This is a genomic window from Micromonospora sp. NPDC093277, assembly GCF_044765245.1.
Classification (GTDB): domain Bacteria; phylum Actinomycetota; class Actinomycetes; order Mycobacteriales; family Micromonosporaceae; genus Micromonospora.
Genome location: NZ_JBIWJO010000015.1, coordinates 123,711 through 145,358, shown reverse-complemented (window position 1 = coordinate 145,358; position 21,648 = coordinate 123,711). Strand labels below are relative to the sequence as shown.

23 protein-coding genes are annotated in these 21,648 nt (G+C 71.9%); 8 read left to right on the top strand and 15 right to left on the bottom strand.

What is annotated here, in order from left to right:
* The first annotated feature begins 129 nt into the window (after positions 1–129).
* Positions 130–966 (top strand): alpha/beta fold hydrolase, encoded by an 837-nt coding sequence (locus tag ACIRG9_RS27670; RefSeq protein WP_402861991.1) that lies wholly within the window; start codon positions 130–132, stop codon positions 964–966.
* Positions 967–1,622: 656 nt separating this feature from the next.
* Here the strand turns inward: ACIRG9_RS27670 and ACIRG9_RS27665 are convergent.
* The 3 genes from ACIRG9_RS27665 to ACIRG9_RS27655 all read right to left on the bottom strand — a co-directional run bounded on the left by ACIRG9_RS27665 (position 1,623) and on the right by ACIRG9_RS27655 (position 4,591).
* A complete protein-coding gene (locus ACIRG9_RS27665) occupies positions 1,623–1,982 on the bottom strand; it encodes a hypothetical protein (RefSeq protein ID WP_402861988.1) in 360 nt (119 codons plus the stop codon).
* 117 nt (positions 1,983–2,099) lie between these two features.
* Positions 2,100–3,338 (bottom strand): cytochrome P450, encoded by a 1,239-nt coding sequence (locus ACIRG9_RS27660; RefSeq protein ID WP_402861985.1) that lies wholly within the window; start codon positions 3,336–3,338, stop codon positions 2,100–2,102.
* Between the two features lie 53 nt (positions 3,339–3,391).
* Positions 3,392–4,591 carry an aromatic acid exporter family protein gene (locus ACIRG9_RS27655; protein WP_402861982.1) on the bottom strand — a complete coding sequence of 400 codons (1,200 nt, stop codon included), beginning with the start codon at positions 4,589–4,591 and terminating at the stop codon, positions 3,392–3,394.
* A 305-nt stretch (positions 4,592–4,896) separates the two neighbouring features.
* Between ACIRG9_RS27655 and ACIRG9_RS27650 the strand changes: the two genes are divergently transcribed.
* The 5 genes from ACIRG9_RS27650 to ACIRG9_RS27630 are packed head-to-tail and all read left to right on the top strand — an operon-like array spanning position 4,897 to position 9,035.
* Positions 4,897–5,451: an RNA polymerase sigma factor gene (locus ACIRG9_RS27650; RefSeq protein WP_402861979.1), complete on the top strand. Its 555-nt coding sequence runs from the start codon at positions 4,897–4,899 to the stop codon at positions 5,449–5,451.
* The gene (locus ACIRG9_RS27645; RefSeq protein WP_402861976.1) at positions 5,448–6,167 is read left to right on the top strand and encodes a hypothetical protein; all 720 of its coding nucleotides are present in this window, start codon (positions 5,448–5,450) and stop codon (positions 6,165–6,167) included. Before ACIRG9_RS27650 ends, ACIRG9_RS27645 begins: the two co-directional genes overlap by 4 nt.
* An 8-nt stretch (positions 6,168–6,175) precedes the next feature.
* Positions 6,176–6,910 carry an ATP-binding cassette domain-containing protein gene (locus ACIRG9_RS27640; RefSeq protein ID WP_402862114.1) on the top strand — a complete coding sequence of 245 codons (735 nt, stop codon included), beginning with the start codon at positions 6,176–6,178 and terminating at the stop codon, positions 6,908–6,910.
* Positions 6,907–8,376 carry a hypothetical protein gene (locus ACIRG9_RS27635; RefSeq protein ID WP_402861974.1) on the top strand — a complete coding sequence of 490 codons (1,470 nt, stop codon included), beginning with the start codon at positions 6,907–6,909 and terminating at the stop codon, positions 8,374–8,376. The genes ACIRG9_RS27640 and ACIRG9_RS27635 overlap by 4 nt, the downstream gene beginning before the upstream one ends.
* Entirely contained in the window at positions 8,373–9,035 is a 663-nt protein-coding gene (locus ACIRG9_RS27630; protein ID WP_402861972.1) for a hypothetical protein, read from the top strand. Before ACIRG9_RS27635 ends, ACIRG9_RS27630 begins: the two co-directional genes overlap by 4 nt.
* Before the next feature lie 164 nt (positions 9,036–9,199).
* On the opposite strand, the gene msrB is transcribed toward ACIRG9_RS27630, so the two are convergent.
* From msrB to ACIRG9_RS27605, 5 genes are all read right to left on the bottom strand, one after another.
* The gene (msrB, locus tag ACIRG9_RS27625) at positions 9,200–9,640 is read right to left on the bottom strand and encodes a peptide-methionine (R)-S-oxide reductase MsrB (protein WP_402861970.1); all 441 of its coding nucleotides are present in this window, start codon (positions 9,638–9,640) and stop codon (positions 9,200–9,202) included.
* Positions 9,641–9,748: 108 nt separating this feature from the next.
* The gene (locus tag ACIRG9_RS27620; protein ID WP_402861967.1) at positions 9,749–10,357 is read right to left on the bottom strand and encodes a hypothetical protein; all 609 of its coding nucleotides are present in this window, start codon (positions 10,355–10,357) and stop codon (positions 9,749–9,751) included.
* A 74-nt stretch (positions 10,358–10,431) separates the two neighbouring features.
* Positions 10,432–11,187, bottom strand: a complete 756-nt coding sequence (locus tag ACIRG9_RS27615) for a phosphatase PAP2 family protein (RefSeq protein WP_402861964.1) — start codon at positions 11,185–11,187, stop codon at positions 10,432–10,434.
* A 93-nt stretch (positions 11,188–11,280) separates the two neighbouring features.
* Positions 11,281–11,640, bottom strand: coding sequence for a hypothetical protein (locus ACIRG9_RS27610; RefSeq protein WP_402861961.1), 360 nt, complete (start codon positions 11,638–11,640; stop codon positions 11,281–11,283).
* 3 nt (positions 11,641–11,643) lie between these two features.
* Complete coding sequence (locus ACIRG9_RS27605; RefSeq protein WP_402861958.1) at positions 11,644–12,108, bottom strand: SRPBCC domain-containing protein; 465 nt, start codon at positions 12,106–12,108, stop codon at positions 11,644–11,646.
* Between the two features lie 75 nt (positions 12,109–12,183).
* Between ACIRG9_RS27605 and ACIRG9_RS27600 the strand changes: the two genes are divergently transcribed.
* Positions 12,184–12,648: a hypothetical protein gene (locus ACIRG9_RS27600; protein WP_402861955.1), complete on the top strand. Its 465-nt coding sequence runs from the start codon at positions 12,184–12,186 to the stop codon at positions 12,646–12,648.
* On the opposite strand, the gene fmdA is transcribed toward ACIRG9_RS27600, so the two are convergent.
* The 5 genes from fmdA to ACIRG9_RS27575 all read right to left on the bottom strand — a co-directional run bounded on the left by fmdA (position 12,645) and on the right by ACIRG9_RS27575 (position 17,129).
* Positions 12,645–13,901 (bottom strand): formamidase, encoded by a 1,257-nt coding sequence (gene fmdA / locus ACIRG9_RS27595; RefSeq protein WP_402861953.1) that lies wholly within the window; start codon positions 13,899–13,901, stop codon positions 12,645–12,647. The two genes, ACIRG9_RS27600 and fmdA, sit on opposite strands and share 4 nt — an antisense overlap.
* Positions 13,902–13,964: 63 nt before the next feature.
* Positions 13,965–14,243 (bottom strand): FmdB family zinc ribbon protein, encoded by a 279-nt coding sequence (locus ACIRG9_RS27590; RefSeq protein WP_402861950.1) that lies wholly within the window; start codon positions 14,241–14,243, stop codon positions 13,965–13,967.
* Between the two features lie 304 nt (positions 14,244–14,547).
* Positions 14,548–15,390, bottom strand: coding sequence for a hypothetical protein (locus ACIRG9_RS27585; protein ID WP_402861947.1), 843 nt, complete (start codon positions 15,388–15,390; stop codon positions 14,548–14,550).
* A gap of 98 nt (positions 15,391–15,488) precedes the next feature.
* Positions 15,489–16,352, bottom strand: coding sequence for an alpha/beta hydrolase family protein (locus tag ACIRG9_RS27580; protein ID WP_402861944.1), 864 nt, complete (start codon positions 16,350–16,352; stop codon positions 15,489–15,491).
* A gap of 195 nt (positions 16,353–16,547) precedes the next feature.
* Positions 16,548–17,129 carry a helix-turn-helix domain-containing protein gene (locus ACIRG9_RS27575; protein WP_402861941.1) on the bottom strand — a complete coding sequence of 194 codons (582 nt, stop codon included), beginning with the start codon at positions 17,127–17,129 and terminating at the stop codon, positions 16,548–16,550.
* 224 nt (positions 17,130–17,353) lie between these two features.
* Here ACIRG9_RS27575 and ACIRG9_RS27570 point away from each other — a divergent pair, with 224 nt between their 5' ends.
* Entirely contained in the window at positions 17,354–18,613 is a 1,260-nt protein-coding gene (locus ACIRG9_RS27570) for a cysteine desulfurase-like protein (RefSeq protein WP_402861938.1), read from the top strand.
* Positions 18,614–18,694: 81 nt separating this feature from the next.
* Here the strand turns inward: ACIRG9_RS27570 and ACIRG9_RS27565 are convergent, their stop codons facing one another.
* Both ACIRG9_RS27565 and ACIRG9_RS27560 read right to left on the bottom strand, forming a co-directional pair.
* Positions 18,695–19,111 carry a hypothetical protein gene (locus tag ACIRG9_RS27565; RefSeq protein WP_402861935.1) on the bottom strand — a complete coding sequence of 139 codons (417 nt, stop codon included), beginning with the start codon at positions 19,109–19,111 and terminating at the stop codon, positions 18,695–18,697.
* On the bottom strand, positions 19,108–21,540 hold the full coding sequence (locus ACIRG9_RS27560; protein ID WP_402861932.1) for an AAA family ATPase: 2,433 nt from the start codon (positions 21,538–21,540) through the stop codon (positions 19,108–19,110). The genes ACIRG9_RS27565 and ACIRG9_RS27560 overlap by 4 nt, the downstream gene beginning before the upstream one ends.
* Positions 21,541–21,648: the final 108 nt, after the last annotated feature.

Here is a 21,648-nt window from a genome sequence, read left to right as displayed (position 1 = left end):
GGCGCCGTCGAACGCAGACCGGAGGCACACCTCGCACCAGGCCGCGTCAGCTCAGGGTCGGCCCCGGGCGCACTCCACGACGACATTTGTCCAAGACTTCCGGCCGGCAGACCATGCACGATCCCGTTCATGACTGAGTACGACGTCGAGCGATCGCAGGCAATGCACGTTGTCCACGACGGCCCGCGGCAGGCGCCGCCGCTGCTACTCATCCACGGATCGGGCGCCTCGGGCGCCTCCTGGAGCCCGGTCGTCCCGGCACTGGCCGTCCACCATCACGTCATCCGGGTTGACCTCCCGGGCTGTGGCCAGTCGCCGCCTGGCCTTTCATACGACGTGCCGGTGCAGGCAGGCCGGGTGGCGGCGGTGCTCGACGATCTCGGCCTTCGTCGTGTCGCCGTCGTCGGGCACTCCAGCGGCGGCTACCTCGCCACCGCGCTCGCCGAACAGCGCCCCGACCTGGTGGGGTCGCTCGCGTTGATCAGCACCGGCCCGAGTACCGGTGCGCTCCTTCCGCAGCCGGTCCTTCTTCGGGCCCTGTTGGCCCCGCCTTTCGGTCCGTTGCTCTGGTGGAGGCGCTCCGACGCGATGATCCGCAGGGGGATCAGCGTGGCGTGCGCCCGCCCGGTGGAGATCCCGGACGACCTGGTCGCCGACGTACGGGGTATCACGTACCGCGCGATGCGGACGCTGCTGCGCCGCTACACCGCGTACCTCGCCGAGCGGAGCGTGCCCCAACGCCTCGCCGCCCTCAAGGTCCCCGTGCTGGTGATCTTCGGCGCTGCCGACCCCCGCTGGGAGCCGTCGTCCGCGCACCAGTACGACACGGTGCCGAAGGCGCGGGTCGAGCTGCTGCCGGGCGTCGGGCACATGCCCATGCTCGAAGAGCCCGAGAGGACCAGCGCACTGCTGCTGGGTTTTACGGCAACGGCCGCTGGAACCTCGCCCGTGACTTCTCAGGCATAGACTGTTCACGTGCTGTCGACCGGGTTGCCACCCGACTGGGCGTCGGTGGAGATCGCAGTCCCGCGCCCGTCAGACCGGCTTCGGGGATCAGCATGGCCGGGTTCCGCCAACGTGTCCCCGCACTCGTGGACGTCGCCATGGTCGCGCACCCAGCCGTCACCCTGATCGTCGACCTGACCGAGGGTGAGGGCCTCGTCTTCGACACCCACGGCCGACACGACTGCGGCACTGTCGTCATCGGGCTCCTGCCCGGCGATCTTCGGGCAACCGGTGGCGGGGTCGCTGAGTGCCTCCAGATCCGGTTGGAACCGGCCGCGGCGGCAGCGTTGCCACCGAGACCGGCCACGTCGACCAGGCCCACCTTCACCGCGAGGTCAAGGCGTTCGCCGGGCTTACGCCCACGGCCGTGGCCGTCGCGCCGTGGCTCGCCATCGACGACATTGCGTGGCCGGCCCCATCACCGGCCTGGCGCCCGGTAACGGGTGGCGGAGCGAGCCCGAGCACTCCGGGCCCGTGCGCCAGGTGCGTGGGCCCGGGCCGGGACCAGGGCCATCTGAGGGGCGGGAGGCCGTTGCCTGGTGGCCGACATCGTCCCTCGGTGCGCGAACCGGTGGTGAGCCGGGCGGGGCGGGTGGTGCCCCGCCCGGCGTCGGCTGTCAGCCGCCGCAGTTGTTGTTGCGCACCGGTTGCGTCAGCTTCTCCTGAGCGCCGAACTTCGCGTAGACGCGCAGGTAGCACGGCAGGTCGATGTCGCCGTAGTAGTTGCCGACCTGGTTGTCGTAGTAGGTGGTGCCGTTCTCGGTGACCTGCCAGCCGCCGCTGTCGCCCGACTGGATCTCCCAGTAGACGTCACCGGCGCAGCCCTGCAGGCCCCGCGCCCAAGCGATGATGTTGGCCCCGTTGTAGATCTCGGACTGCACCAGGGTGCAGGTCGCCGCCTGTGCCGGCGCGGCGCCGACGAACAGCCCCGCCGTCAGCAACGCGCCCGCTCCGACCGCTGACATCAGCTTACGCATGGTCAGTACCTCCAAGGTGGACGGTAGATCTTCCCGGGAGCCTATCCGCTTTCGAAAAGAAGCTTCAATGTCAGGCGGCACTTCTGTTGGAAATCTTCGGCTGCGACGGCTGGCCGGTCACCAGGTCACCGGCAACGCCGTCGGGCCGAGGATCGCGTGCCCCGCCTTCCACGACACCTCCTCGGCGGGCACCGCGAGTTGCAGGCCGGGGAGCTCGCGCAGCAGTAGCGCGATGGCGGTACGGACCTCGAGAGCGCCCAGGTGGGCGCCGATGCAGTAGTGCGGGCCGTACCCGAAGGACAGGTGCGGGTTCGGATCGCGATCGAAGTCCATCCGCTCCGGATCGGGAAAGACCGCCGGATCGCGGTTGGCGGCGTCGTGCGAGGGGATGACGATGTCGCCCTCGGCGAGCCGGGCGCCGCTGGGCAGCTCCACGTCCGCCATCACGCGGCGCGGCATTTCGTCTCCGTTGGAGGTGGAATAGAGCCGTTCCAGCTCGGTGACGGCGGAGTCCACCTGCTCCGGATGATCGAGCAGGTGCTCCCACCCGGTCCGGGTGCCCTCGTACGGGCGGGAACGCAGCACGTGGACGAAGGTGGCGATCGAGCTGGCGGCGGTCTCCCAACCGCCCACCACCAGTGAAATCGGCAACTTGACCTGGATGTCCGTCGGCTGGTCGGCGGCGGCCGTCGCGATCCGGGTCAGCAGGTCGCCGGCGGGACAGCCGCGTCGCTGGTCGAGTTGGCTCCACACGTAGCCGCCCATCTCGCCGGCGGACCGGGCGGCGTCGGCGCGGCTGAGATCGCCGGCTCCGAGGAACATGTCGCCCCATCGGCGGAACTGCGAGCGATCCTCCCGGGGCAGGCCGAGCAGGTCGCAGACGACATCGAGGGTGAAGGGGATGGCGAAGTCCCGGACCAGATCGGCCGGGCGGCCGCCGGCGATCAGCTCGGCCAGCCGGGCCTCGGCCGCCGCCTGTACGGTGGGGCGCAGTTCGGCCACCGCCGGCTTCGTGAACGAGTCCTTGACCGTGCCCCGCACCCGTGCGTGCTCCGGGCCGTCCATGCCGAGCATCGTTCCCGTCACGTCGATCTGGTCGGCGTGCGCGGCGGCTGCCCGGGAGAACACGTCCTGCCGGCGGAGCACCTCCCGCACGTCTGCGTACCGGCAGATCAGCAAGGCGGGGACCAGCTCGCCGGCGACCTGGCGGACGATCGGCACCACGCCGGATCCGGAGGCGGCGAATCGTGCGTAGTACGGGTGCTTCTCGGGGCCGGGAGGGCGGTTCACGCCGTCGGCGTCGACGTGGAAGGGGTGCGGCAATCCAGCAGCGATGTCGTGACCAGCGGTGATCATCTCCACACGATCTCATCGACCGGTACGCTCAGAAATCAACCGATAGCCAAGCGTTATGTCGCCGTTTGGTCATTCCCGCTCCGCCCGCCCTGTCGGTCCCTCCCGGCGTCGGTGGCCGCTTCCCGAACCAGTTGGTTGGCCTCCTGAGGGGTGACGCCCGTCGCGCGCAACAGGTCGCTGGCGGCGCTGCGGATCTGCAGCGTGATCGTCTCGCCGAACGCGCCGATCTGCTGCCGGTCGCTCTGCCCGGCCAAGCGCGCCGCATCCAGGATGCTCTGCCGGGTATGTCCTGACTCTTCGTCGGTGGCGAACCCTTGGCGAAGATGGGCCAGGGCGTCGCCGAGGGCACTGACCCCCTGATGCAGGGTGTGCGGGAGTGGTTCGTGGTATTCGAGAAGGGTGGCAACCCGACGGATCATCACCCGGATGTCGGTGGTGAAGCCGTCGAGATGGTCGGCGGCCGCGCGGATCTGCTGGTAACGGCGGCGGCGCTGGCGACGCCACCACGGGGCGATGGTCACCACCTCCTCGGCGCCCAGCAACGCTTCGTTCAGGCGCTTGGCCTCGGTGTCGACGGTGTCGAGCCGGCCCATCGCCTGCATGGCCAGGCTCCGGTCGCCGGCGGCGAGGGCCTGGGCGGTGGTGTGGATGGCGGCGGCGAGGTTGGCGAAGTACGGCTTGGCGGCGCGGTCGACGGCCCGCAGCGGGTCGAGGGGCAGCAGCAGTGCCACCGCGAGGAAACCGACCGAGGCGCCCACGGCGGCGTCGAGGATGCGGGGCAGTTCGAGGTTGCGCTGGTTGCCGGCGAGCGTGGCGAACAGGGTGGCGGTGGCGCCGGCCTGACTGACCAGGGCGCCGCTGCGGCCGGCGACCAACAGACCGAGTGCGATGGAGCTGGAGACGACCAGGGCGATCTGCCACGGCCCGCTGCCGATGAAATAGAGCAAGGCGTCGGACACCGTGATGCCCAGCCCCACGCCGATGAGCAGTTCCACGGTCTGCCTGGTGCGTTGACCGGTGGCGGAGGCGATGGTGGCGAGGGCGGCGGCGGGTGCGAAGACCGGCGCGTTCCGGCCGAGGAAGTCCGTCGCGATGATCCAGGCCGTGGCCGTGGCGAGCCCGGCCTGGACAGCGATCACCCCGATGGCGGCCAGCTGCCGGGTGGCGAAAAAATGCCGTACGAGTTCTCGCGCCCGGCCTTCGGGCCCTGCCGGATCGCGGGGACGCTGGTTCCGGGCACCCCGAAAGGCCATGGGACGGCCTTCCCGATCTGCCGGAAACAATTCCGTCACCGGACGCCGGATCCGGGAGGATTGAGCCCCGGCCAGAGTTGCCCGGCCCGAGCACCGACGGAGCCGCGCTCGCCGTTGAGGTGAGCGCGGCGCCCGGTTTCGACCTCGCCGGCTCCGTCGCGCTGCTCCCGCGCCCGGACGGCTCCTTCGCGGCGCCGAACGGCGGGCCCGCGTACCACGGCGGCCGGCGAGGGGCGCGCGACAGCCGAGAAAGAATGTGAGGTTGTCGGTGAACCTCCTGCGGCCGAGACGCAACAGAGAAGGCGATGGAGAACGATGAGCTGATCGCTGCCATGGCGGGCGGTGACGACACGGCACTACGCGAGCTGTTCTCGCGACACGCGCCGTGGGTGGCCGCCCGACTGCGCGCGGTGCTGCCTGCCGCCGACGTGGAGGACGTGCTGCAGGAGACGTTCCTGGCGGCCTGGCGCGGGGCGGGGGGCTACCGGCTGGAGGGCGCCGGCGGGTGGCTGTGGGGGATAGCCCGCCGGCAGGCCGCGCTGTGGCTGCGCCGGCGGGGGCAGCCCGAGGCGTCGCTGTCCGCGGTGGGCGTCACCCACGAGCCGCAGACCGCGGACCCGGTGGAGGCAGCACTGTCCAGGCTGGAGTTGGCGGACGCCGTCGAGGCGTTGGGCCCGGTGGGCAGCCCGCAGCGCGAGACGTGGCGGCTGATGTACGTCGAGGACAGGGCGGTGGCGGAGGTGGCTGAGCTGATGGACGTTCCCGAGGGCACGGTGAAGAGCCGCGCGCACCAGGTCCGCCGGCTGCTGCGGGAGGCGCTGCGGCGGCACCGGCCGCTGCGGGACGGGAGCGGACGATGACCGGTGGCCATGAGGTGGCCGGCGAGCGCGCGAAGCCGGTGGACGTCGATCTGCGCAGGGTGTGGATCGGGGTGGCCGCCCAGGTGTGGCGGCGCCGCCCCGGGCCGGTGGAGCGACTGACCGCGCGCGTGCTGCGCTCGCCCGGCCTGGCCCGGGCGCTGGTGACCACACCGTCGCTGCTGCTCGGGTGGGTCATTGCCACCGCGGTGGTGCTGGCCGCCGGAACGCTGGCCACCCGGGGGACCGGGACACCGTACGTGGCCCTGCTCGCCCCGGGCATCGCCGCGACGGGCATCGCGTACGCGTACGGGCCGGGGGTCGACCCCGCCTGGGAACTGTCATACAGCATGGCGGTCAGCGACCGGATGGTGCTGCTGGTCCGGGCGCTGGCGGTGTTCGGCCTGAACGCGGTGCTCGGGGTGGCCGCCTCGGCCTCGTCGGGAGTCGCCACGGCGGTCACCTTCGGCTGGCTGGTCCCGATGACCGCGGTGTGCGCGCTGGCCCTGGCGGCCGCGACGCTCGCCAGATCGGCGAACGTGGGCGTGGCGGCGGGCGTCGCCGGCTGGGTGATCACGGTCCTGTCCGCGCAGGCGGTCGCCGGGCGGCTGACCGCCGCGGCCACCGAGGCCGCACTGGTTCTTCCCTACCTGGCGGTCGCCGGCAGCTGCGCGGCGATCGTGCTGTACGCGACCCGGATCCCGAGAGGAGTGTCGTGAACGTCGAGATCACCGACCTGACCCGTCGGCTCGGCCGAACCCAGGCCGTGGCCGGGGTGACGATGGCGACCGGACGCGGAGTGTTCGGACTGCTCGGCCCGAACGGGGCGGGCAAGACGTCGCTGTTGCGGATGCTGGCCACAGTGCTGCCGCCCTCATCCGGGCGGATGCTGCTGCTCGGCCGCGATCCCCGCGACTACGGGCAGCGCAAGCAGATCCGACGCCGGCTCGGCTACCTGCCGCAGAACCTGGGCTACTACCCGGGGTTCACGGTCGTGGAGTTCGTCGAGTATTTCGCCCTGTTGAAGGAGATGCCGCCGGCGGAGGTGCACCGCGCGGTGGCGGCCGCCGTCGAGCGGGTGGGCCTGGGCGATCAGGCGAAGGCGAAGCTGCGTACCCTCTCCGGCGGGATGCTGCGCCGGGTGGGGATCGCACAGGCGATCGTCAACGATCCCGAACTGCTGCTGCTGGACGAGCCGACAGCCGGGCTGGATCCCGAGCAGCGGGTGGCGTTGCGTGCCCTGCTGCGCGATGTCGGCCAGCGCGCCACCGTGATCGTCAGCACGCACCTGGTCGAGGACGTCGGCGCCGCCTGCACCGAGGTCGGCCTGATGGATCGCGGAAGGATCGTCTTCCGTGGCACACCCCAGGAGCTGACCGTCCGCGCCGAGGGCACCGACGCGGCGGGAGATTCCCCGCTGGAACGCGGATACAGCGCGATGCTGGCGGAGGCACGGTCATGACCGCCGCGCCTGCAGCGCCAGCACCGGCCCGGACGGTGCTGGCCCCGCACCGTCGGCTCGCCGCGGCCGGGCGGCTGCTGCGGCTGGAACTGCGTCGCAACGCGATGCTGTGGATGCTGCCGCTGACCGCCGCGCTGTTCTGGCTCGTCAGCTACCGGCAGAGCATGGCGTACCCGCCGTTGTGGAATGTCCGCGCCATGACCATGCAGACCGGCGCGGTGTCGGTCTTCGCGCCGACGGTGGTCGGCGCCGCAGCCTGGACGGGGTCGCGGGAGGGCCGCCACGGCCTGGCCGACCTGGTGGTGGGGACCGCCCGACCGCGCTGGGCCCGCCAACTCGCCGCCTGGGCCGCCACCACCGGGTGGGCGGTCGTCGCCTACCTCGGCTGTGTCGGTGCCGGGTACGTTGCCACCGCCTGGCAGGGCGCCTGGGGCGGGCCACTGTGGTGGCCGGCGGTGGTCGGCGCGGCGAGCGTTCCGGCGTTCACCGCGCTCGGGTTCGTCGCCGGGGCACTGCGCCCCAGCCGGTTCACCCCACCACTGGTCGCGGTCGGCGCGTTTCTCGCGCTCGAGATCGGCGTGCAGTTCATCCACGGCGACCAGTCGTACTGGCAGATATCCCCGCTGGTCGCCGGTCCCTGGGAGATCGGCCCCGATGAGGGGGCCGCGATCTTCCACCCTTACCTGCCCGACCTGCCCATCACCCAGGTGATCTTCCTCGCCGGCCTCACCGCGGCGCTGCTGGGCGTACTCGGTCTGCCCACCGGCGCCGGCGGTCGGCGGCTGCGCCGGTGTGCCGCGGCCGGCACCGCGGCGGGCCTGCTCGCGGCCGGCACCGCCGTCGCGCTGGCCGGCACCGGGCGGCTCGACGCGCACGGCATGATCTCCATCCCCGCCCTGCACGATCCGGCCGACGAGCGTCCGATCCGCTACACACCGGTCTGTAGCCACACGTCGATCCCGGTCTGCCTGCACCCCGCCCACGCCTTCTACCTGCCCGTGGTGGCGGACGCCCTCGAACCGGTGCTCAACGAGGTGGCGGGCCTGCCCGGCGCGCCGGTTCGCATCGAACAAGCCGCCGCGAAATATCAACAGGGACCGGACAACACCGTCGAGGTCCGCGCGGACTCCCCGTCGTCGAGCGGCCCGATGCCGGTGTTCCACCTGCTCCTGCCCAACCAACTGCTCGGCCCCACCAAGACCACCCGCGAACTGGCCGCCGCGGTGGCGACGGACGGCGGACGCGCGATCGTGGCGAGCGTCGTGGACGCGGGCCGTAAGACCAGCCCCGCACAGCAGGCGGTCGTGGCGGCGATCCTGAACACCAACGCCGCGGAGCCGGACCCGGAGATCTCCGCCGCGGCTCAGCGCTTCGCCGCGCTGCCGGTCGCGGCCCGGCGAGCCTGGCTCAGGGAACATCTGGCCGCGCTGCGGGCCGGCCACATCAGCCTGGCGCAGCTGCCATGACCGCGGAGGAAGCACGTCAGGCGCCGGCCGGGGGAGTGGGCTTCGGCCGGGCGCTTCGGCCGGGCCTGCGCCTGACGCGTCTGCACCTGGCCAGCCGCCGGGTCCCGGCGGCGCTGGCCGCGATCGCGGCCTGCGCTGTCCTGCTGCGGGTCGCGCTGCACCGGCCCTGGAACGCGTACGGCGCGCTGCAGTTGCCGCTGATCTTCGAGACCGGGTGCGCCGCGGTCATCGTGGTCGCCACCGCAAGCCCGTTCGGCGGCCCGGAACGCGCCACCGGCCGGTGGCTGCCGATCCTTCGGCTGAGCACGGTGCTGGCGCTGACCACCGTCGCGGCCGGCGCCCTGGCCGCGGCCGGCACCGGAATGCACCTGGCGGGCGGCACCCTGGAGGTGCTGCGCAACACGGCGGGGGTGACCGGCGTCGGCCTGCTCTGCGCCGCCGTGCTCGGCGGAGCGCTGGCCTGGACCGGCCCGGCGGCCTACCTGATTATCTCCGTGTACGCGCTGTACACGCAGTGGCACGGCCCGGCCCTGACCACCCCCTGGATCTGGCCGGCTCGTCCGGGCCATGACGTCGGCGCCATGCTCTGTGCCGGACTGGTGTTCGCCACCGGGCTGGCGCTCGTCACGGTGCGCGGAGCCCGCGATCCCGTCGGCTGACCCGACCAACGCCGATTGGACCGTCGTTCACCGGAATGGAGGGCGTTCGCGCGAGGGCCGCACCGGGCGGCTGACCGGCGAGTGGCGGTGGCGCGGTGGCTTGCGCCGTCTCGCCGGTTGAGCGCACCGCCGCCGAGGCAACAGGGTGGTTCCGGCGACGATGCTCAGAACAGTCGGCGATACTCGCCGTAGCCTTCGCGTTCGAGGTCGTCCCGAGGAACGAACCGAAGCGCCGCCGAGTTCATGCAATACCGCAAACCGCCGGTTTCCACGGGCCCGTCGTCGAACACATGCCCGAGGTGGCTGTCCCCGTGCGCCGACCGGACCTCGGTACGGGCCATGCCGAGGCTGGACTCCTCGCGTTCGACCACGTTCCGTGACTCGACCGGCATGGTGAAGGTCGGCCAGCCGGTTCCGCTGTCGTACTTGTTGACCGAGGCGAACAGGGGTTCACCGGAGACGACATCGACGTAGATGCCCGGCTCCTTGTTGTCCCAGTACGCGTTGTCGAAGGCTGGTTCCGTCCCGGCTTCCTGAGTCACCCGGTACTGCTCCGGCGACAGCTGGGAGACTGCCTCGGAGGTCTTGCGATAGTCGTGTGACATCGGTTGTTCCTCCCGGACAGGGTAGTGGGCAGGAGAGGCTCAGCCGGCCGCCGCACGCGTACCCCGCCTGCGGGTGACTAACCACGCGGCACGGCGACGGTCAGCCGGTCAGCCGGTCAGCCAGAGCGAGGCCCGCTTGATGTACGCGACCTGAGCGGCGAAGGCGACCAGCGCAACCGGCACGCCGAGCCCGATCGCCAGCCCCGCCGATCCGCCCAGCACCCCGGTCAGCAGGGCCGCGCACAGGCCGATCAGCAGCGCGTTCACGGCGCCGACCATCGCCGCCGTGGTCAGCAGCAACTGCCAGCGAACGGGCTTGCTCGCCACCGCCGCCGAGATCGCCTGGACGTCGCCCCCGCCGGTCACGGCGTCGGCGAAGAACGTGTGCTCGCCGGCGAGCCGGCGGTGGTAATACGCGCGGATGTGCTGGATGCGCTTGAGGTCCAGCGAGTTCTCCACCATGTTCTGCACCAGGCGGCCGAAGGTGAGCAGCCCGGTGATCACCAGGGTCGGCAGCACCGCGCCGAGATACGGCTTGGTCAGGTGCCCGCTGCTGGAGACGAAGCCCAGCCCGATCAGCGAGGCGGAGAGCAGCGACAGGAACACGGTCGCCCGCCCGACGGACTCGGTGATCGTGGCGCTGCGGGAGGTCTGGAGCACGAAATGCTCGGTGGTCAGGGCGGTGATCAGTGCCTGCTCGCGCGCGTCGTCGTCCATGCCGCCCCCCACGGTCCTGGATATGGCCAGGATACGAAGGTCCGGGCCGACCGCGAGGGCGCACCCGACAACGACTACGGTTCAGCCGTACCTTGATCTTGCCGGCGCGACGCGGCGCCGCCGCTGGAGGTAGCGAGCCGGACGGCCGCCCAGACTGCGGTCGTCCACGCCGCGGCGAGCAGGTAGCCGCCCAGCACGTCGGTGAGCCAGTGCACGCCCAGATACAGCCGGGAGAAGCCGACCAGCAGCACCACCAGCCCGGCGCCCGCCCAGGCCGACACCCGCACCGCCGGCACCGGCCAGCGACGACCGATCAGGTACGCCAGCGACGCGTACGCCGCGACCGCTTGCGCGCTGTGGCCGGACGGGAACGAGAAGCCACTCGCCGTCGAGATCATCTCCGGCAGCGTCGGCCGGGGGCGGGCGATCAGCAGCTTCACACCGTTGACCAGGGCGCTGGTGCCACCGGTGACCAGCGCCATCAGCGCCGCGGTGCGCCATCGGGAGCCGGACAGGGGGATGCCGAGTGCCGCGACGGCGACCAACGCCAACGCCATCCAGACCCCGCCCAGGTCGGTCACGACCCGCAGCGCGGCGGTGAGCCATCCGGTCCGGTGAGCGACCATCCAGGCGGTCGCCCCGGCGTCACCTGCCGCCAGGTCGTCGTTCTCCCGTACGCTGTCGGCGAGCTCGCCGAGCCCCCACCCGGCGGCGGCGATCATCAGGAAGCTGACGGTCAACGGCAGACCGAGCGCGCCACCCGGCGTGAGGCGGGCGGCCAGCCAGGAGCGTACGACCATGCTGCCGGCAGTCTGCTGTCGTGGACTCATTCGTTGATCACCACCCGGCAGACAGTAGCGCGTGGGGACCTTCACCCCGCCGCGGCGTAGGGCGGCGGACGTCGACCGGGTCGGTGGCTCTGCCTACTGGCCGAAGGCGTAGCGCAGGTTCGCGTTGATCAGTTCGTTGAGCCGTTTGCGCAGGTGTCCCAGCAGCGACGGATCGGGCAAAGGCTCGGCGACCAGCAGACTCCAGCACAACCGCGTACCGGATCCGCCGTCGGGCGCCAGGTCGAAACGTACCTGAGCGTCCGCTCGCCGGGGCCACAGCGATGACCAGACGACCAGGTGCGGGTGCTCGGCGTGCAGGATCCGGGGTGCTTGCTCGTCGTCGAGCAGCCGCAGCCAGGGCCGCGCCGGGTCGCGGTCGGGCTCGGTGAGCGCCTCGAAGACGACAGCCGGTGGGGGCGGCTGCGCCCGCGTGCGGCTGCCGGCCTCGAGCATGCCTCAGACCTCGCCGGTCTCGACGAGCCGGGCGAGGTTTGCCAGTGCCATGCGCGTACCGGTCTCGTTGTCGGCGGCGGGGACGCTGTCCGGCAGGCCCTCGTGTACGACAAGGACCTCGGTGCCGCCCTCCGCGTCAGCGAGCGAGGTGGTCATCGTCATGACGCCGCGAAACGCCGGGTCACCGGTCTCGAACTCGAACTCTTCGACCACCTGCTCGTCCGGGACGAGCTGGAGAAAACGACCGTGGTAGGTGTCGGTGCGGGCCGACGACTTGCCGGCACCATCGGTCGTGTCGTAGGTGAGCGAGACGCGGAACGAACCGCCTTCACGAGCTTCGAAGTGATGAACGTGGCTGCTCATGCCGGCTGGTACCCGCCATCTGGCGATCGCGTCGGCATCCACCAGCGCTCGGTAGACGGCTGCGCGCGGGGCTTTGACGTGCTGCGAGACGCGAGTCGAATACATGGGCTCAACCTAGTGCCTCTGCCCGGCCGGCACCGGGTGAGCGGATCGACCGGGCCGGCGAGGGATGATGGCCGGGTGGGCAGTGGGCGATGGACGGGCGCGCCGCGCTGGGTTCGGGTGGCCGTCGTGGCCGCCGCCTCCGTGTTCGCGTACGGCGGAGTCGTACACGTCATCGACCTGTTCGGCGGCAGGGCCGGTCCGCCCGCGTCGACCCCCGCCTGGCTGTCCCTCTACTTCCTGTCGCTGACGGTGCTGGATCCGCTCGCCGCGCTGCTGCTGGCGTTGCGCCGGGTCGAAGGGCTGGTGCTGGGCTGCGTCGTTCTCACCACCGACGCCCTGGCGAACGGGTACGCCAACTACGCGCTGGATCGCGCCGGAGGAGTCACTGCCGGCCGGATCGGGCAGGCGGTGATCGCGGTGCTCGCCGTCGCGCTGGTCGTGACCGCGCCACGGATCGCGCCATGGCTTGAGTCCTCGTCGAGACGAGGACCGGCCGAACCGTCGAACGGATCGCCGAGTACGCGTCTTCAACGGCGCTAACGCATGCTGGCCTTCGGCGCGCCGGGGCCCGGGTCGATTTTGGTGGGGCCGGCGGCGGTGGGGCGTACGTCGAAGTCGAAGATCTCGGTGGGCAGGTAGACGGTCGCGCAGGAGTTGGGGATGTCCACCACGCCGGAGAACCGGCCTTCGATCGGTGCCGCGCCCAGCAGTAGGTACGCCTGCTCGGGCCGGTATCCGAAGCGGGCCAGATACTCGATCGCGTGCAGGCAGGCGCGCTGGTAGGCCAGCTGCGAGTCGAGATAGCGCTGTTCGCCGTCGAGGGTGACGGAGAACCCGGAGAAGGCGAGCCACCGGCTGAACTGGGGCGGGGTGTTTCCCGGGAGGAAGATCGCGTTCTCGGCGACGCCGTACGTCTGCATGCCGTTCTTGATGAGGTCGACGTGCAGGTCGATGAAGCCGCCCATCTCGATGCCACCGCAGAAGCTGATCTCCCCGTCGCCCTGGGAGAAGTGCAGGTCGCCGACGGACAGGTTGGCGCCGGGCACGTACACCGGGTAGAAGACCCGGCTGCCGACGGTGAAGTTCTTGATGTCCTGGTTGCCGCCGTTCTCCCTGGGCGGAGCGGTGCGCGCCGCCTCGGCGGCAACCCGGTCGAACTCGGCGCCGGTGAGGGTGCCGAGGATCGCGTTCTCCGGCTCGGGCGGCAGGGCCAGTGGCGGCACCCGATCCGGCGCGGTGGCGATCAGCGCTCCCTCGCGCTGGTTCCAGGTGGCCAGCAGCGCGGCGGACGGGGCGGTGCCCATCAGCCCCGGGTGGGACATGCCGGTGAACGAGACCCTGGGGATGTGCCGGGATGTGGCCTGGTGGCCTTTGAAATCCCAGATTGCCTTGTAGGCGTCGGGGAACTGCTCGGTGAGGAATCCGCCGCCGTTGTTGGTGGGAAAGATGCCGGTGTAACCCCAGCCCTGGCCGGCCAGGGGGCCGGAGTCCTCCTGCGGGATGGGACCCATGTCGAGGATGTCGACCATGAGCAGGTCGCCCGGCTCGGCACCCGCCACGGCGAACGGTCCGCTGAGGGCGTGCACCCGCTTCAGCGGAGCGTCCCGGACGTCCTCGGCCGAGTCGTCGTTGTGGATCGCCCCGTCGAACCATTCGCGGCAGTCGACGCGGAACGTCTGACCCGGTCGGACCGTCGCCACCGGTGGGATGTCGGGATGCCAGCGGTTGTGCCCGACCTTTTTCTGGTCGGTGAACCTTTTGCTCGAGTCGAGAGCGAACAGCAGCTCAGGCACGGTGTACCGCCTTTCGATCCGCCCGCCGGCGCGGGGAAGGTGGGTGCGGCCGCCCGAGCCGGGTCACCATCGGGGCAGGCGGGCGTGAGCGGGATTCGGCGAACGGCGAGTGGGGTGACCACCTGGTACGCGCCCGACCACGTCCGGCCGCTCCGCGCTGCGCTCCGACCGGTCGATCGCCTCGCGCAGCGCCGCCGGTGTGCGGGCGAGCCGCGGCGCGGAGAACATCCGCCCGGCCGGGCCCCCGCAGCGCGGACAGCACAGCGTGGGGCCGGCCGTCCCGATCGGCAACGTGACGTCGAAGCTGCCGTCCTGCAGGCAGCGGTACTCGTAGGTGGCCATCGCCGTCCCCTGTCCCAGCCTCCCGTGCGGGCGGTGGCCGGTCCGTGGCGGCTCGCCCTGTCCCCCCAATTGTGGGCGACTGCCAGCAAGCCAGGCGCAAAACGACGAATGACGCCCTGGTCGTGATGCAGCACGTCCCCCCGTCTACCTGCCTCGACTGTCACGGGCAGGTGTAACCGCGGGCGAGCGGTGGTGGGCTCAGCGGCGACATCGGCCCTTCCGCAGGGCAGGTCGCCGATGCCGATGCGTCAGTACCGGCCATCCGGTCGGGGCGCGTCGGCGTCGGCACCGGTGTCAGTGCCGGCTACCGGGTCCACTCGGCGCGAGGCGCATGCGGCCGGGCATGCCGGGCGAGGGCCACCGCAGCGGTGACAGCGAGCACGAAGCCCACCACCGCCACCGGCGCGAACCCGGGCCGGACCCGGTCGCCGAGCAACAGCCAACCGACGATCGCCGGCGCCACGGTCTGCCCCACGATGGTCGACGCGGAGGCGATCGTCACCGACCCACGTTGCAGGGCCGCCGCATACAGGAGCAGCCCGTTCAAGCCGGCGATCACCAGCGCGTAGGTGATCGGATTGGCCAGCAGGTCACCGACCGCGCCGACCCGGCCGAGCAGCCGGGCACCGAGGGCTGCGGACCCGAAGGACAGCCCGGCAAACAGCCCCGGCAGGGCGGGTCTACGCATCCGAGGGCTGCCCAGATACGCGCCGACGACCAACATGATCACCGCCCCCAGCAGCCACCAACCGGCCGCCCTCGGCACCTCGGACGGTGGCCCACTGACGGCCGAGATCACCAACAGCGCCAGTCCGGCGATCACGCCGCCGATCGCGATGGCGTCCTGAACCACAAGTCGGACCCGCAGTACCAGCATGGCCATGAGCGCGACGATGCTGAGGTTCGCCGCTCCCACCGCCTGGACCGCGAAGAGCGGCACGGTCCGCAGTGCGGCGAAACTGAGCCCGGACGATGCTCCGTCGAATGCCAGGCCCGCGGCGTACGGCCCGACTCGCAGCAACCGCCACAGCAGCCGAGGATCAAGGTGCTCCGTGGCCGCGATCCGGCGCGCCCCGATCGACTGCAGGGTGGCGGCGGTGGCAGCGCAGAACGCGGCGCCCAGCGCCAGCACGAAGCCAAAATTCATGATCGGCCCCCCGGGTCGTCGATGCCGGAAACAGTCGGCGGGTGACCTGGACGTACCCGCCTACGCGCCGGAATCGCGGGGAGGATCGCGACGATCCGTTACAAACGGTCCTCCACCTTTCCGCGGCTGCCCGCGTCACCAGCCATCCGCCCCCGCGCCGGCTGATCGCCGAGCAGTGCCCAGCGCAGGAAGTCAACCGTCACCGCGGCCACCACGTCGAAGTCGGGGTCCGGGCCGAGGTACGGCGCCAGATGGTCGCCGTCCGGCAGTTCCAGCAGCGCCTTGGGCCAGGCCAGCGGCTCGTACGCCTCGGTGCCGCCCGCGAATTCGACGACGGTGTCCCGGCGCCCGTGAACGAAGAGGATCGGCGCCGGGGCACCCGAGTAGCCCACGCCGAACGGCCACTGGCCGCCCGCGAGGACGATGCCCGCCTTGAGCCGGTCGTCGCGATGTTTCGTGAACATGCCGACGGTCGTCATGCCGCCCAACGAATGCCCCGCCGCGGCGACGGCGCCACGGTCGATGCGTCCGTACAGGGGATCACTCTGGGTGGTGTCGAGGGCCAGTACGGCCGTCAGCACGGCCGCGTTGTCGCCCGGCTGGTTGACGATGTCCTTGTCGTCGAGCAGTTCCGAGCCGCGGGCCGAGTGCGGGAACGTGGGTGCGGCGACGATGAAGCCGGCCTCCGCCCAGGTGCGGAACAGCCGCAGATAGTCCTCCGGGCGGCGGGTGTAGCCGTGGCTGAACACCACGACCGGGAAACGGCCCGCCGCCGTCGGGTGGACCAGCAGCGTCGGCAACGGCCGATCGGCACCGTTGGCGACCTGCACGGTCCGCTCGGTGACACCTGCTGGCGGGGTGGTGGCGATGGTGGCGGACGTGGCCGGATCGCCACGGCCACATCCGACAAGCAGGCCGGCCATCAGGAGTGAGCAGGCGAGCAGCGGGCGTAACAGGCGCACGATGCGACCTCCAAAGGTCGTGGCCCGCGCGGGCGCCGAGCCCCAGCCGGCCCGCGCCCCGATCATGGCCGCCCGACAATCGTGGCATTGCCGAACGGCGATGGGAAGCCGACGCCGTCCACGACCCTGCCGGTTAGGCCTGCTACGGCTGAGGTCGCAGCCGCTCCGACGACAACCGGCTCCGACGTTGGAGTACTAGGCGGTGACGTGGGTGACGCGGATGAATCTGACGGGATCGCTGCCATCGTTGCGGTAGCCGTAGTCCCGGTCGGTGGCGAGCCGTGCCGATGCGCCCGGCTCGAGAACCGTGTCGTCGTGGCCGTCGGCGAGCAGGGTGAGGACGCCGCTGATGACCAGGAACAGCCCTTCACTGCCATGCGGGTCCGGCTCGGCCTGGTAGGAGTCCCCGGGGACGAGAGTCCAGTCCCACAAGGCTGCCGTGGGGCGCACAGTGCTCGCGGTGGACAGCACCGCGTGACTTCCAGCAGCCGAGGACCAGATGCCCGTGGCGGCGCCGGGGGCGTTGACGACCAGTGAGCCGGGCCGGGTCTCACGGGCCAGGGAGGCGAAGTCAGTGCCGAGCGCGTGGGCGACCTTGGCGACGGTGACCAGGCTCGGGTTGGCCTCACCATGCTCGATGTGGCTGAGCATCCGTACGCTCACCCCGGATGCGTCGGCCAGCTGCTGCATCGTCATGCCGGCCTCCTGGCGGCGCCGGCGCACCTCCTGGCCGACCCGTTCGATGAACGGGTCGCTCCAGCCGGCCTCGACCCCCATCGACACCTCCGCAATCAGCCCGGTGGGGCGCTCGACTCGTCCGTCAGGCTCCCGGCCGCGAACGTGCAGCATATTGCACACGGCAGTGACCTGCACTATATTGCACGTGCCGGCGAGCGGAGGGCAGCGGCCCGGCGATTGGTGGCCAGTAGCTGACCACACGACTCGCTTCCGGTGCTGCCCCCGACTGCGACGGTGTGCCCCGACCCTCAGGAGACTTCACGATGACCTCCCATGAATCCGCCGTCAGTGGGTCGACCGAGCTCGACGTGGCCGCGCTGCGGGCGCAGTTCCCGTCCCTCGCCTCGGGCATCGCGCACTTCGACGGTCCGGGCGGCACACAGACGCCGCGAGCGGTCGCCGACGCGATCGCCGCCACGATCACCAGCCCGCTGTCCAACCGCGGCACGGGCTCAGTGTCGGAGGCCAACGCCGACGCCGCCGTCACCGCCTTCCGGCAGGCCTACGCCGACCTGCTCGGCGTCCCCGCCCGCGGAATCGTCCACGGCCGCAGCGCCACGCAACTGACCTTCGACTTCTCCCGGGCGATCGCCAGGCAGTGGCACCCGGGCGACGAGGTCGTCGTGACCAGGCTCGACCACGACGCCAACGTCCGGCCCTGGCTGATCGCCGCCGAGAACGCCGGCGCGAACGTGCGCTGGATCGACATCGACCCCGTCACCGCCGAGATCGATTCCACCTCCGTCGAGGCCGCCGTCACCGAGCGGACGCGACTGGTGGCCGTCACCGCCGCGTCGAACCTGCTCGGCACCAAGCCCGCGGTGCGGGCGATCGCCGACGCTGCACACGCCGTCGGCGCGCTGGTCTACGTCGACGGCGTGCACTACGCCGCACACCAGTTCGTCGACGTCCCCGCCCTCGGCGCGGACCTGTTCGTCTGCTCCCCGTACAAGTTTCTCGGCCCGCACTGCGGCGTGCTGGCCGCCTCTCCGGACCTGCTCGAGGCTCTGCACCCGGACAAGCTGCTGCCCTCCACCAACGTCGTCCCCGAACGCTTCGAACTTGGCACCCTGCCCTACGAGACCCTCGCCGGTGCCACCGCCGCCGTCGACTTCCTCGCAGGCATCGCCCCCGCGGCCGTCCGAGCCACGAACGGCACGTCCTCGCGCCGAAAGCGGCTGCGCGACTCCCTGCATGCCGTCGACGAGCACGAGACGCGCCTTCGTCGCCTACTCGAAGACGGACTCGCGGCACTGGGCACCGATGTCGTGGTCCACTCCCGTGCCGCCGACCGCACCCCGACCCTGCTGCTCACCCTGCCCGGCCGAAAGACCTGGGACGCGTACCAGTTCCTCCTGGACCGTGACGTGCTCGCCCCCGCCGGATCCTTCTACGCGTACGAGCCGTTCCGCCGCCTCGGCCTGGACGACGAGCACGCACTTCGGCTCGGCCTGGCCCCCTACAGCGACGACACCGACATCGCGCGCGTCCTCGACGGCCTGGCCGCCTTCCTTGCCCAGTAACCGCGAACCCGCCCCCCAATAGCAACAGGGTGGGCATCGGCGGCTGCGGGAGGGCGGGCTCGGGTGCGGGCTGCGGGTAGCTCATCGTTCCGGATCCGTTCCTCCATTGAGCTGGGTGAGCAGGGCGCTCACCTCGGTGTGCAGGCGCCGCAGCTCGGTGGCCGTCGGCGCCAGTTCGTAGCAGTGGTGGTGGGCGGCGGCCGACAGGGTGGCCCAGGCGAACGCCACCCGGCGGGCGACGACCACGCCAGGCCCGAGTCGGCCGCGCAGCATCAGCTGCCTCGCCCGGCCCTGCCGGCACGCGGCCACGCTCGGCTTGACCCGCCGCCAATAGGAGTCGATGCCGCCTTCCAGCGCGAGCCGGATCAGGCAGGCGCACGCCCGAGGCCACCAGCCGGCGGTCACCGCGGTCGCGCCGAGCGAGCCGGCGCCGCGCAGCATCTGGTCGGCCGCCGCCAGGCAGCGCTGCGGCGTCGGCGCGGTCACCCCGGCGGTCACGGCAGGGCCTTGGCGAGGTGGCGGGCGTCGGCGACCAGGCCGGGCAGGTCCGCCAGGTACGTCCCGTGCACGCCCTCCCGGCACGCCTGGTAGGCGCCCACCGCCCGCTGCCCGTGTCGGCGGCCCAGATGTCCGAGCACGTCCCCGCCCCGGCCGGCGTCGTCGAACATCGCCAACGCGACCGTGGTGGTCAGTCGCCGGGTCGCGGCCACGATGGCCGCCTCGATGTCGTCGTGCGGCACGCCTCGGGCCACCCGCCGCCGCCACACGATCCGGTGGCAGGCCGCCTCGATCGCCGAGCGGCACAGCTCCGCCACCACCGGCCCGCGTACCTCGGCAACGATCTCCTCGTTGCGGGCGAGGGCGTACGCGTCGTCCAGGTAGCGGGTCACCGGGTCGGTGCCCGGCCGCAGGGTCACCACCGACCGCTCGGCGCGGGTCACCTCGATGATGCGGGCGGCACCGAGGTCGAGCCGGCCGAGCGCGTCGGGCAGCCGGGTGTCGTGGGTGAACACCACCACCTGCCGCTGTTCGGCCAGCTCGGCGAGCACCCGCGCCAGCCCGTCCACCTTGGCCGGGTCCATGCTCTGCACCGGGTCGTCGACCACGATGAACCGGAACGGACTCTCCGGCGCGCAGCCCCGAGGCAGGAACGTGGCCAGCCCGAGGGCATGCATCTCGCCCTGGCTCATCACGCCGAGCGCGGTGCCGTTGTCGGCGCCGTCCACGCTGACCGGGATCACCACCCGCCGCCGGGTGTTCGTACCCTGCAGGGTCATCGCGCCCAGCTCGACGTTGCTCTCCTGGCGCAGCTGCGCCCAGATCCGCTGCGAGTGTTCCGCGAACGGCGCCACCCGTTGGTTGCGCAACTGCGTCCCGGTCGCCCGCAACCATGCCCGCGCGGCCCTCACCCGGGACAGCGCGCGTTCCCGCTGCGGCAGGAGCCCGGCCGCCACGATCCAGGCCTGCAGTTCGCCTGCCGCCGTCTGCCAGCCGGTGTCGCGCTCGCGCAGCAGGCTCTTCGCGTACGCCTGCGTGGCCTGTGAGGCCGCGAGCACTGCCGGGTATCGCGCGGCCAGGTGGTCGGCGAGGTCCTCAGGCCCGGCGGGTGCCTGCCGCAGTGCCGCGGTGGCAGCGTGCAGCTCGTCGATCGGCACGCCGGCGGCGGTGCCGTCGGGCACGTCCAGGTCGTCGATCAGGTAGTGCGCCTGCTGCAGCAGCGCTTTCAGCCGGGCGGCGGCGGCCTGCGCGGCGAGTGTACGGTCGCGCAGCTCGCCCAGGGACGCGGCGGCGCTGACCCGCCAGCCGCCGTCGAGGCGGCCCGTCGTGCAGACCGGGCACGGCCCGCTACCGATGTCGTCGTGGTGCTCGATGGCCAGCCGCAGCAGCTCGGCGCTGCGCAGCGACGCCCGCGACCGGCCGCCGTCGTGCCGGCGCGCCTCGGCGGCGGCGTCCCGCAGCTGCCCGGCGAGCCGAGCCACCGCGTCGCTGTCCGGCAGTTGCATCGTCACCAGCAGCCGGCACAGCAGCACCGCCTCGTCGGCGGTCGGCTCGTCCGGCTCGTCGAGGATCGCGGCCAGCGCCGCCAGGTCGGGGCGGGTCACGAGCAGCGCCGCCGCCCGTCGCGCCCGGTCGTCCGGCAGCTCAGCAAGGGCCGCGGCGAGGGCGACGCGCTGTGCGCGTACCTCCTTGATGGCGGCGTCGACGGGCCGCGCGGCGGCCATCAGCCGGCGGTCGGCGTCGGTGATCGCCTCCAGACCGAGGATTGCGGAGATCGCGTCGAACAGCTGGCTCTGCGTACCGGCGGTGAGCCGGCCCAGCTCGGCGGCGGTGAGGAACGGCCGGTACAGCTCCAGCGGCCGGGCCCACCCCAGCTCGGCGAGATCCTTGTGGCCGCCGTGCGCGCTGGTGACACTCACCTCGGCCTCGTCCAGCTCCGCCCCGGCGGGCCACGAGCGGACCACCCGGGTCGGCGTAGCGTACCCCTCGACGCGCAACTCGACGGCGATCCGGCACGGGTCACCGGCGTGCAGGTTGCGCCACCCGGTCCGCCACACGCTGTTGCGGTCGGCCCAACGGGCGCTGTCCCCGGTCAGGGCCAGCTCCACCGCCTCGGCGAAACTGGACTTGCCGGAGCCGTTGCGGCCGACCACCACGGTCAGCCCCGGGCCGGGTTCGATGGCGAGGGTGCGTTCCGGGCCGACGCCGCGGAAACCGGCGACGGTGACCGACGAGAGCCAGATCCGCTCCCGTGGCTCGTCCGCCGCCGTGCGCTGTGGCTCCAGGGCAGTCGGCTCGCCGCCGAGCGCGGAGTCCAGGTCGGCCTCGCCGCTGAGCGCGGCGAGGACCACCTCGGCGGTGTCATCGGGTACGCGGTCGGCGGCGAGCCGGTCGAAGATCAGCTCAACCAGGGGTTCGGTGCGGTTCATCAGGCGACCTCGGCTTGATGCGGGTGTGGGGAAGGCTTGCAGAGCCGTACGCCTCGACCCGGCAAGCGGACGTGGCGGCAGTGAGCGGGTCGCCACTCGCCGCAGTTC

What these genes read in the sequence shown, in the direction of transcription:
- ACIRG9_RS27570 (WP_402861938.1), top strand. Translation starts at nt 17,354, where the DNA reads ATGACCTCCCATGAATCCGCCGTCAGTGGGTCGACCGAGCTCGACGTG.
- ACIRG9_RS27655 (WP_402861982.1), bottom strand. Translation starts at nt 4,591, where the DNA reads ATGGCCTTTCGGGGTGCCCGGAACCAGCGTCCCCGCGATCCGGCAGGG.
- ACIRG9_RS27620 (WP_402861967.1), bottom strand. Translation starts at nt 10,357, where the DNA reads ATGGACGACGACGCGCGCGAGCAGGCACTGATCACCGCCCTGACCACC.
- ACIRG9_RS27650 (WP_402861979.1), top strand. Translation starts at nt 4,897, where the DNA reads ATGGAGAACGATGAGCTGATCGCTGCCATGGCGGGCGGTGACGACACG.
- ACIRG9_RS27665 (WP_402861988.1), bottom strand. Translation starts at nt 1,982, where the DNA reads ATGCGTAAGCTGATGTCAGCGGTCGGAGCGGGCGCGTTGCTGACGGCG.
- msrB (WP_402861970.1), bottom strand. Translation starts at nt 9,640, where the DNA reads ATGTCACACGACTATCGCAAGACCTCCGAGGCAGTCTCCCAGCTGTCG.
- ACIRG9_RS27610 (WP_402861961.1), bottom strand. Translation starts at nt 11,640, where the DNA reads ATGCTCGAGGCCGGCAGCCGCACGCGGGCGCAGCCGCCCCCACCGGCT.
- ACIRG9_RS27615 (WP_402861964.1), bottom strand. Translation starts at nt 11,187, where the DNA reads ATGAGTCCACGACAGCAGACTGCCGGCAGCATGGTCGTACGCTCCTGG.
- ACIRG9_RS27560 (WP_402861932.1), bottom strand. Translation starts at nt 21,540, where the DNA reads ATGAACCGCACCGAACCCCTGGTTGAGCTGATCTTCGACCGGCTCGCC.
- ACIRG9_RS27585 (WP_402861947.1), bottom strand. Translation starts at nt 15,390, where the DNA reads ATGAATTTTGGCTTCGTGCTGGCGCTGGGCGCCGCGTTCTGCGCTGCC.
- ACIRG9_RS27645 (WP_402861976.1), top strand. Translation starts at nt 5,448, where the DNA reads ATGACCGGTGGCCATGAGGTGGCCGGCGAGCGCGCGAAGCCGGTGGAC.
- ACIRG9_RS27630 (WP_402861972.1), top strand. Translation starts at nt 8,373, where the DNA reads ATGACCGCGGAGGAAGCACGTCAGGCGCCGGCCGGGGGAGTGGGCTTC.
- ACIRG9_RS27590 (WP_402861950.1), bottom strand. Translation starts at nt 14,243, where the DNA reads ATGGCCACCTACGAGTACCGCTGCCTGCAGGACGGCAGCTTCGACGTC.
- ACIRG9_RS27635 (WP_402861974.1), top strand. Translation starts at nt 6,907, where the DNA reads ATGACCGCCGCGCCTGCAGCGCCAGCACCGGCCCGGACGGTGCTGGCC.
- ACIRG9_RS27605 (WP_402861958.1), bottom strand. Translation starts at nt 12,108, where the DNA reads ATGTATTCGACTCGCGTCTCGCAGCACGTCAAAGCCCCGCGCGCAGCC.
- ACIRG9_RS27660 (WP_402861985.1), bottom strand. Translation starts at nt 3,338, where the DNA reads ATGATCACCGCTGGTCACGACATCGCTGCTGGATTGCCGCACCCCTTC.
- ACIRG9_RS27575 (WP_402861941.1), bottom strand. Translation starts at nt 17,129, where the DNA reads ATGGGGGTCGAGGCCGGCTGGAGCGACCCGTTCATCGAACGGGTCGGC.
- ACIRG9_RS27670 (WP_402861991.1), top strand. Translation starts at nt 130, where the DNA reads ATGACTGAGTACGACGTCGAGCGATCGCAGGCAATGCACGTTGTCCAC.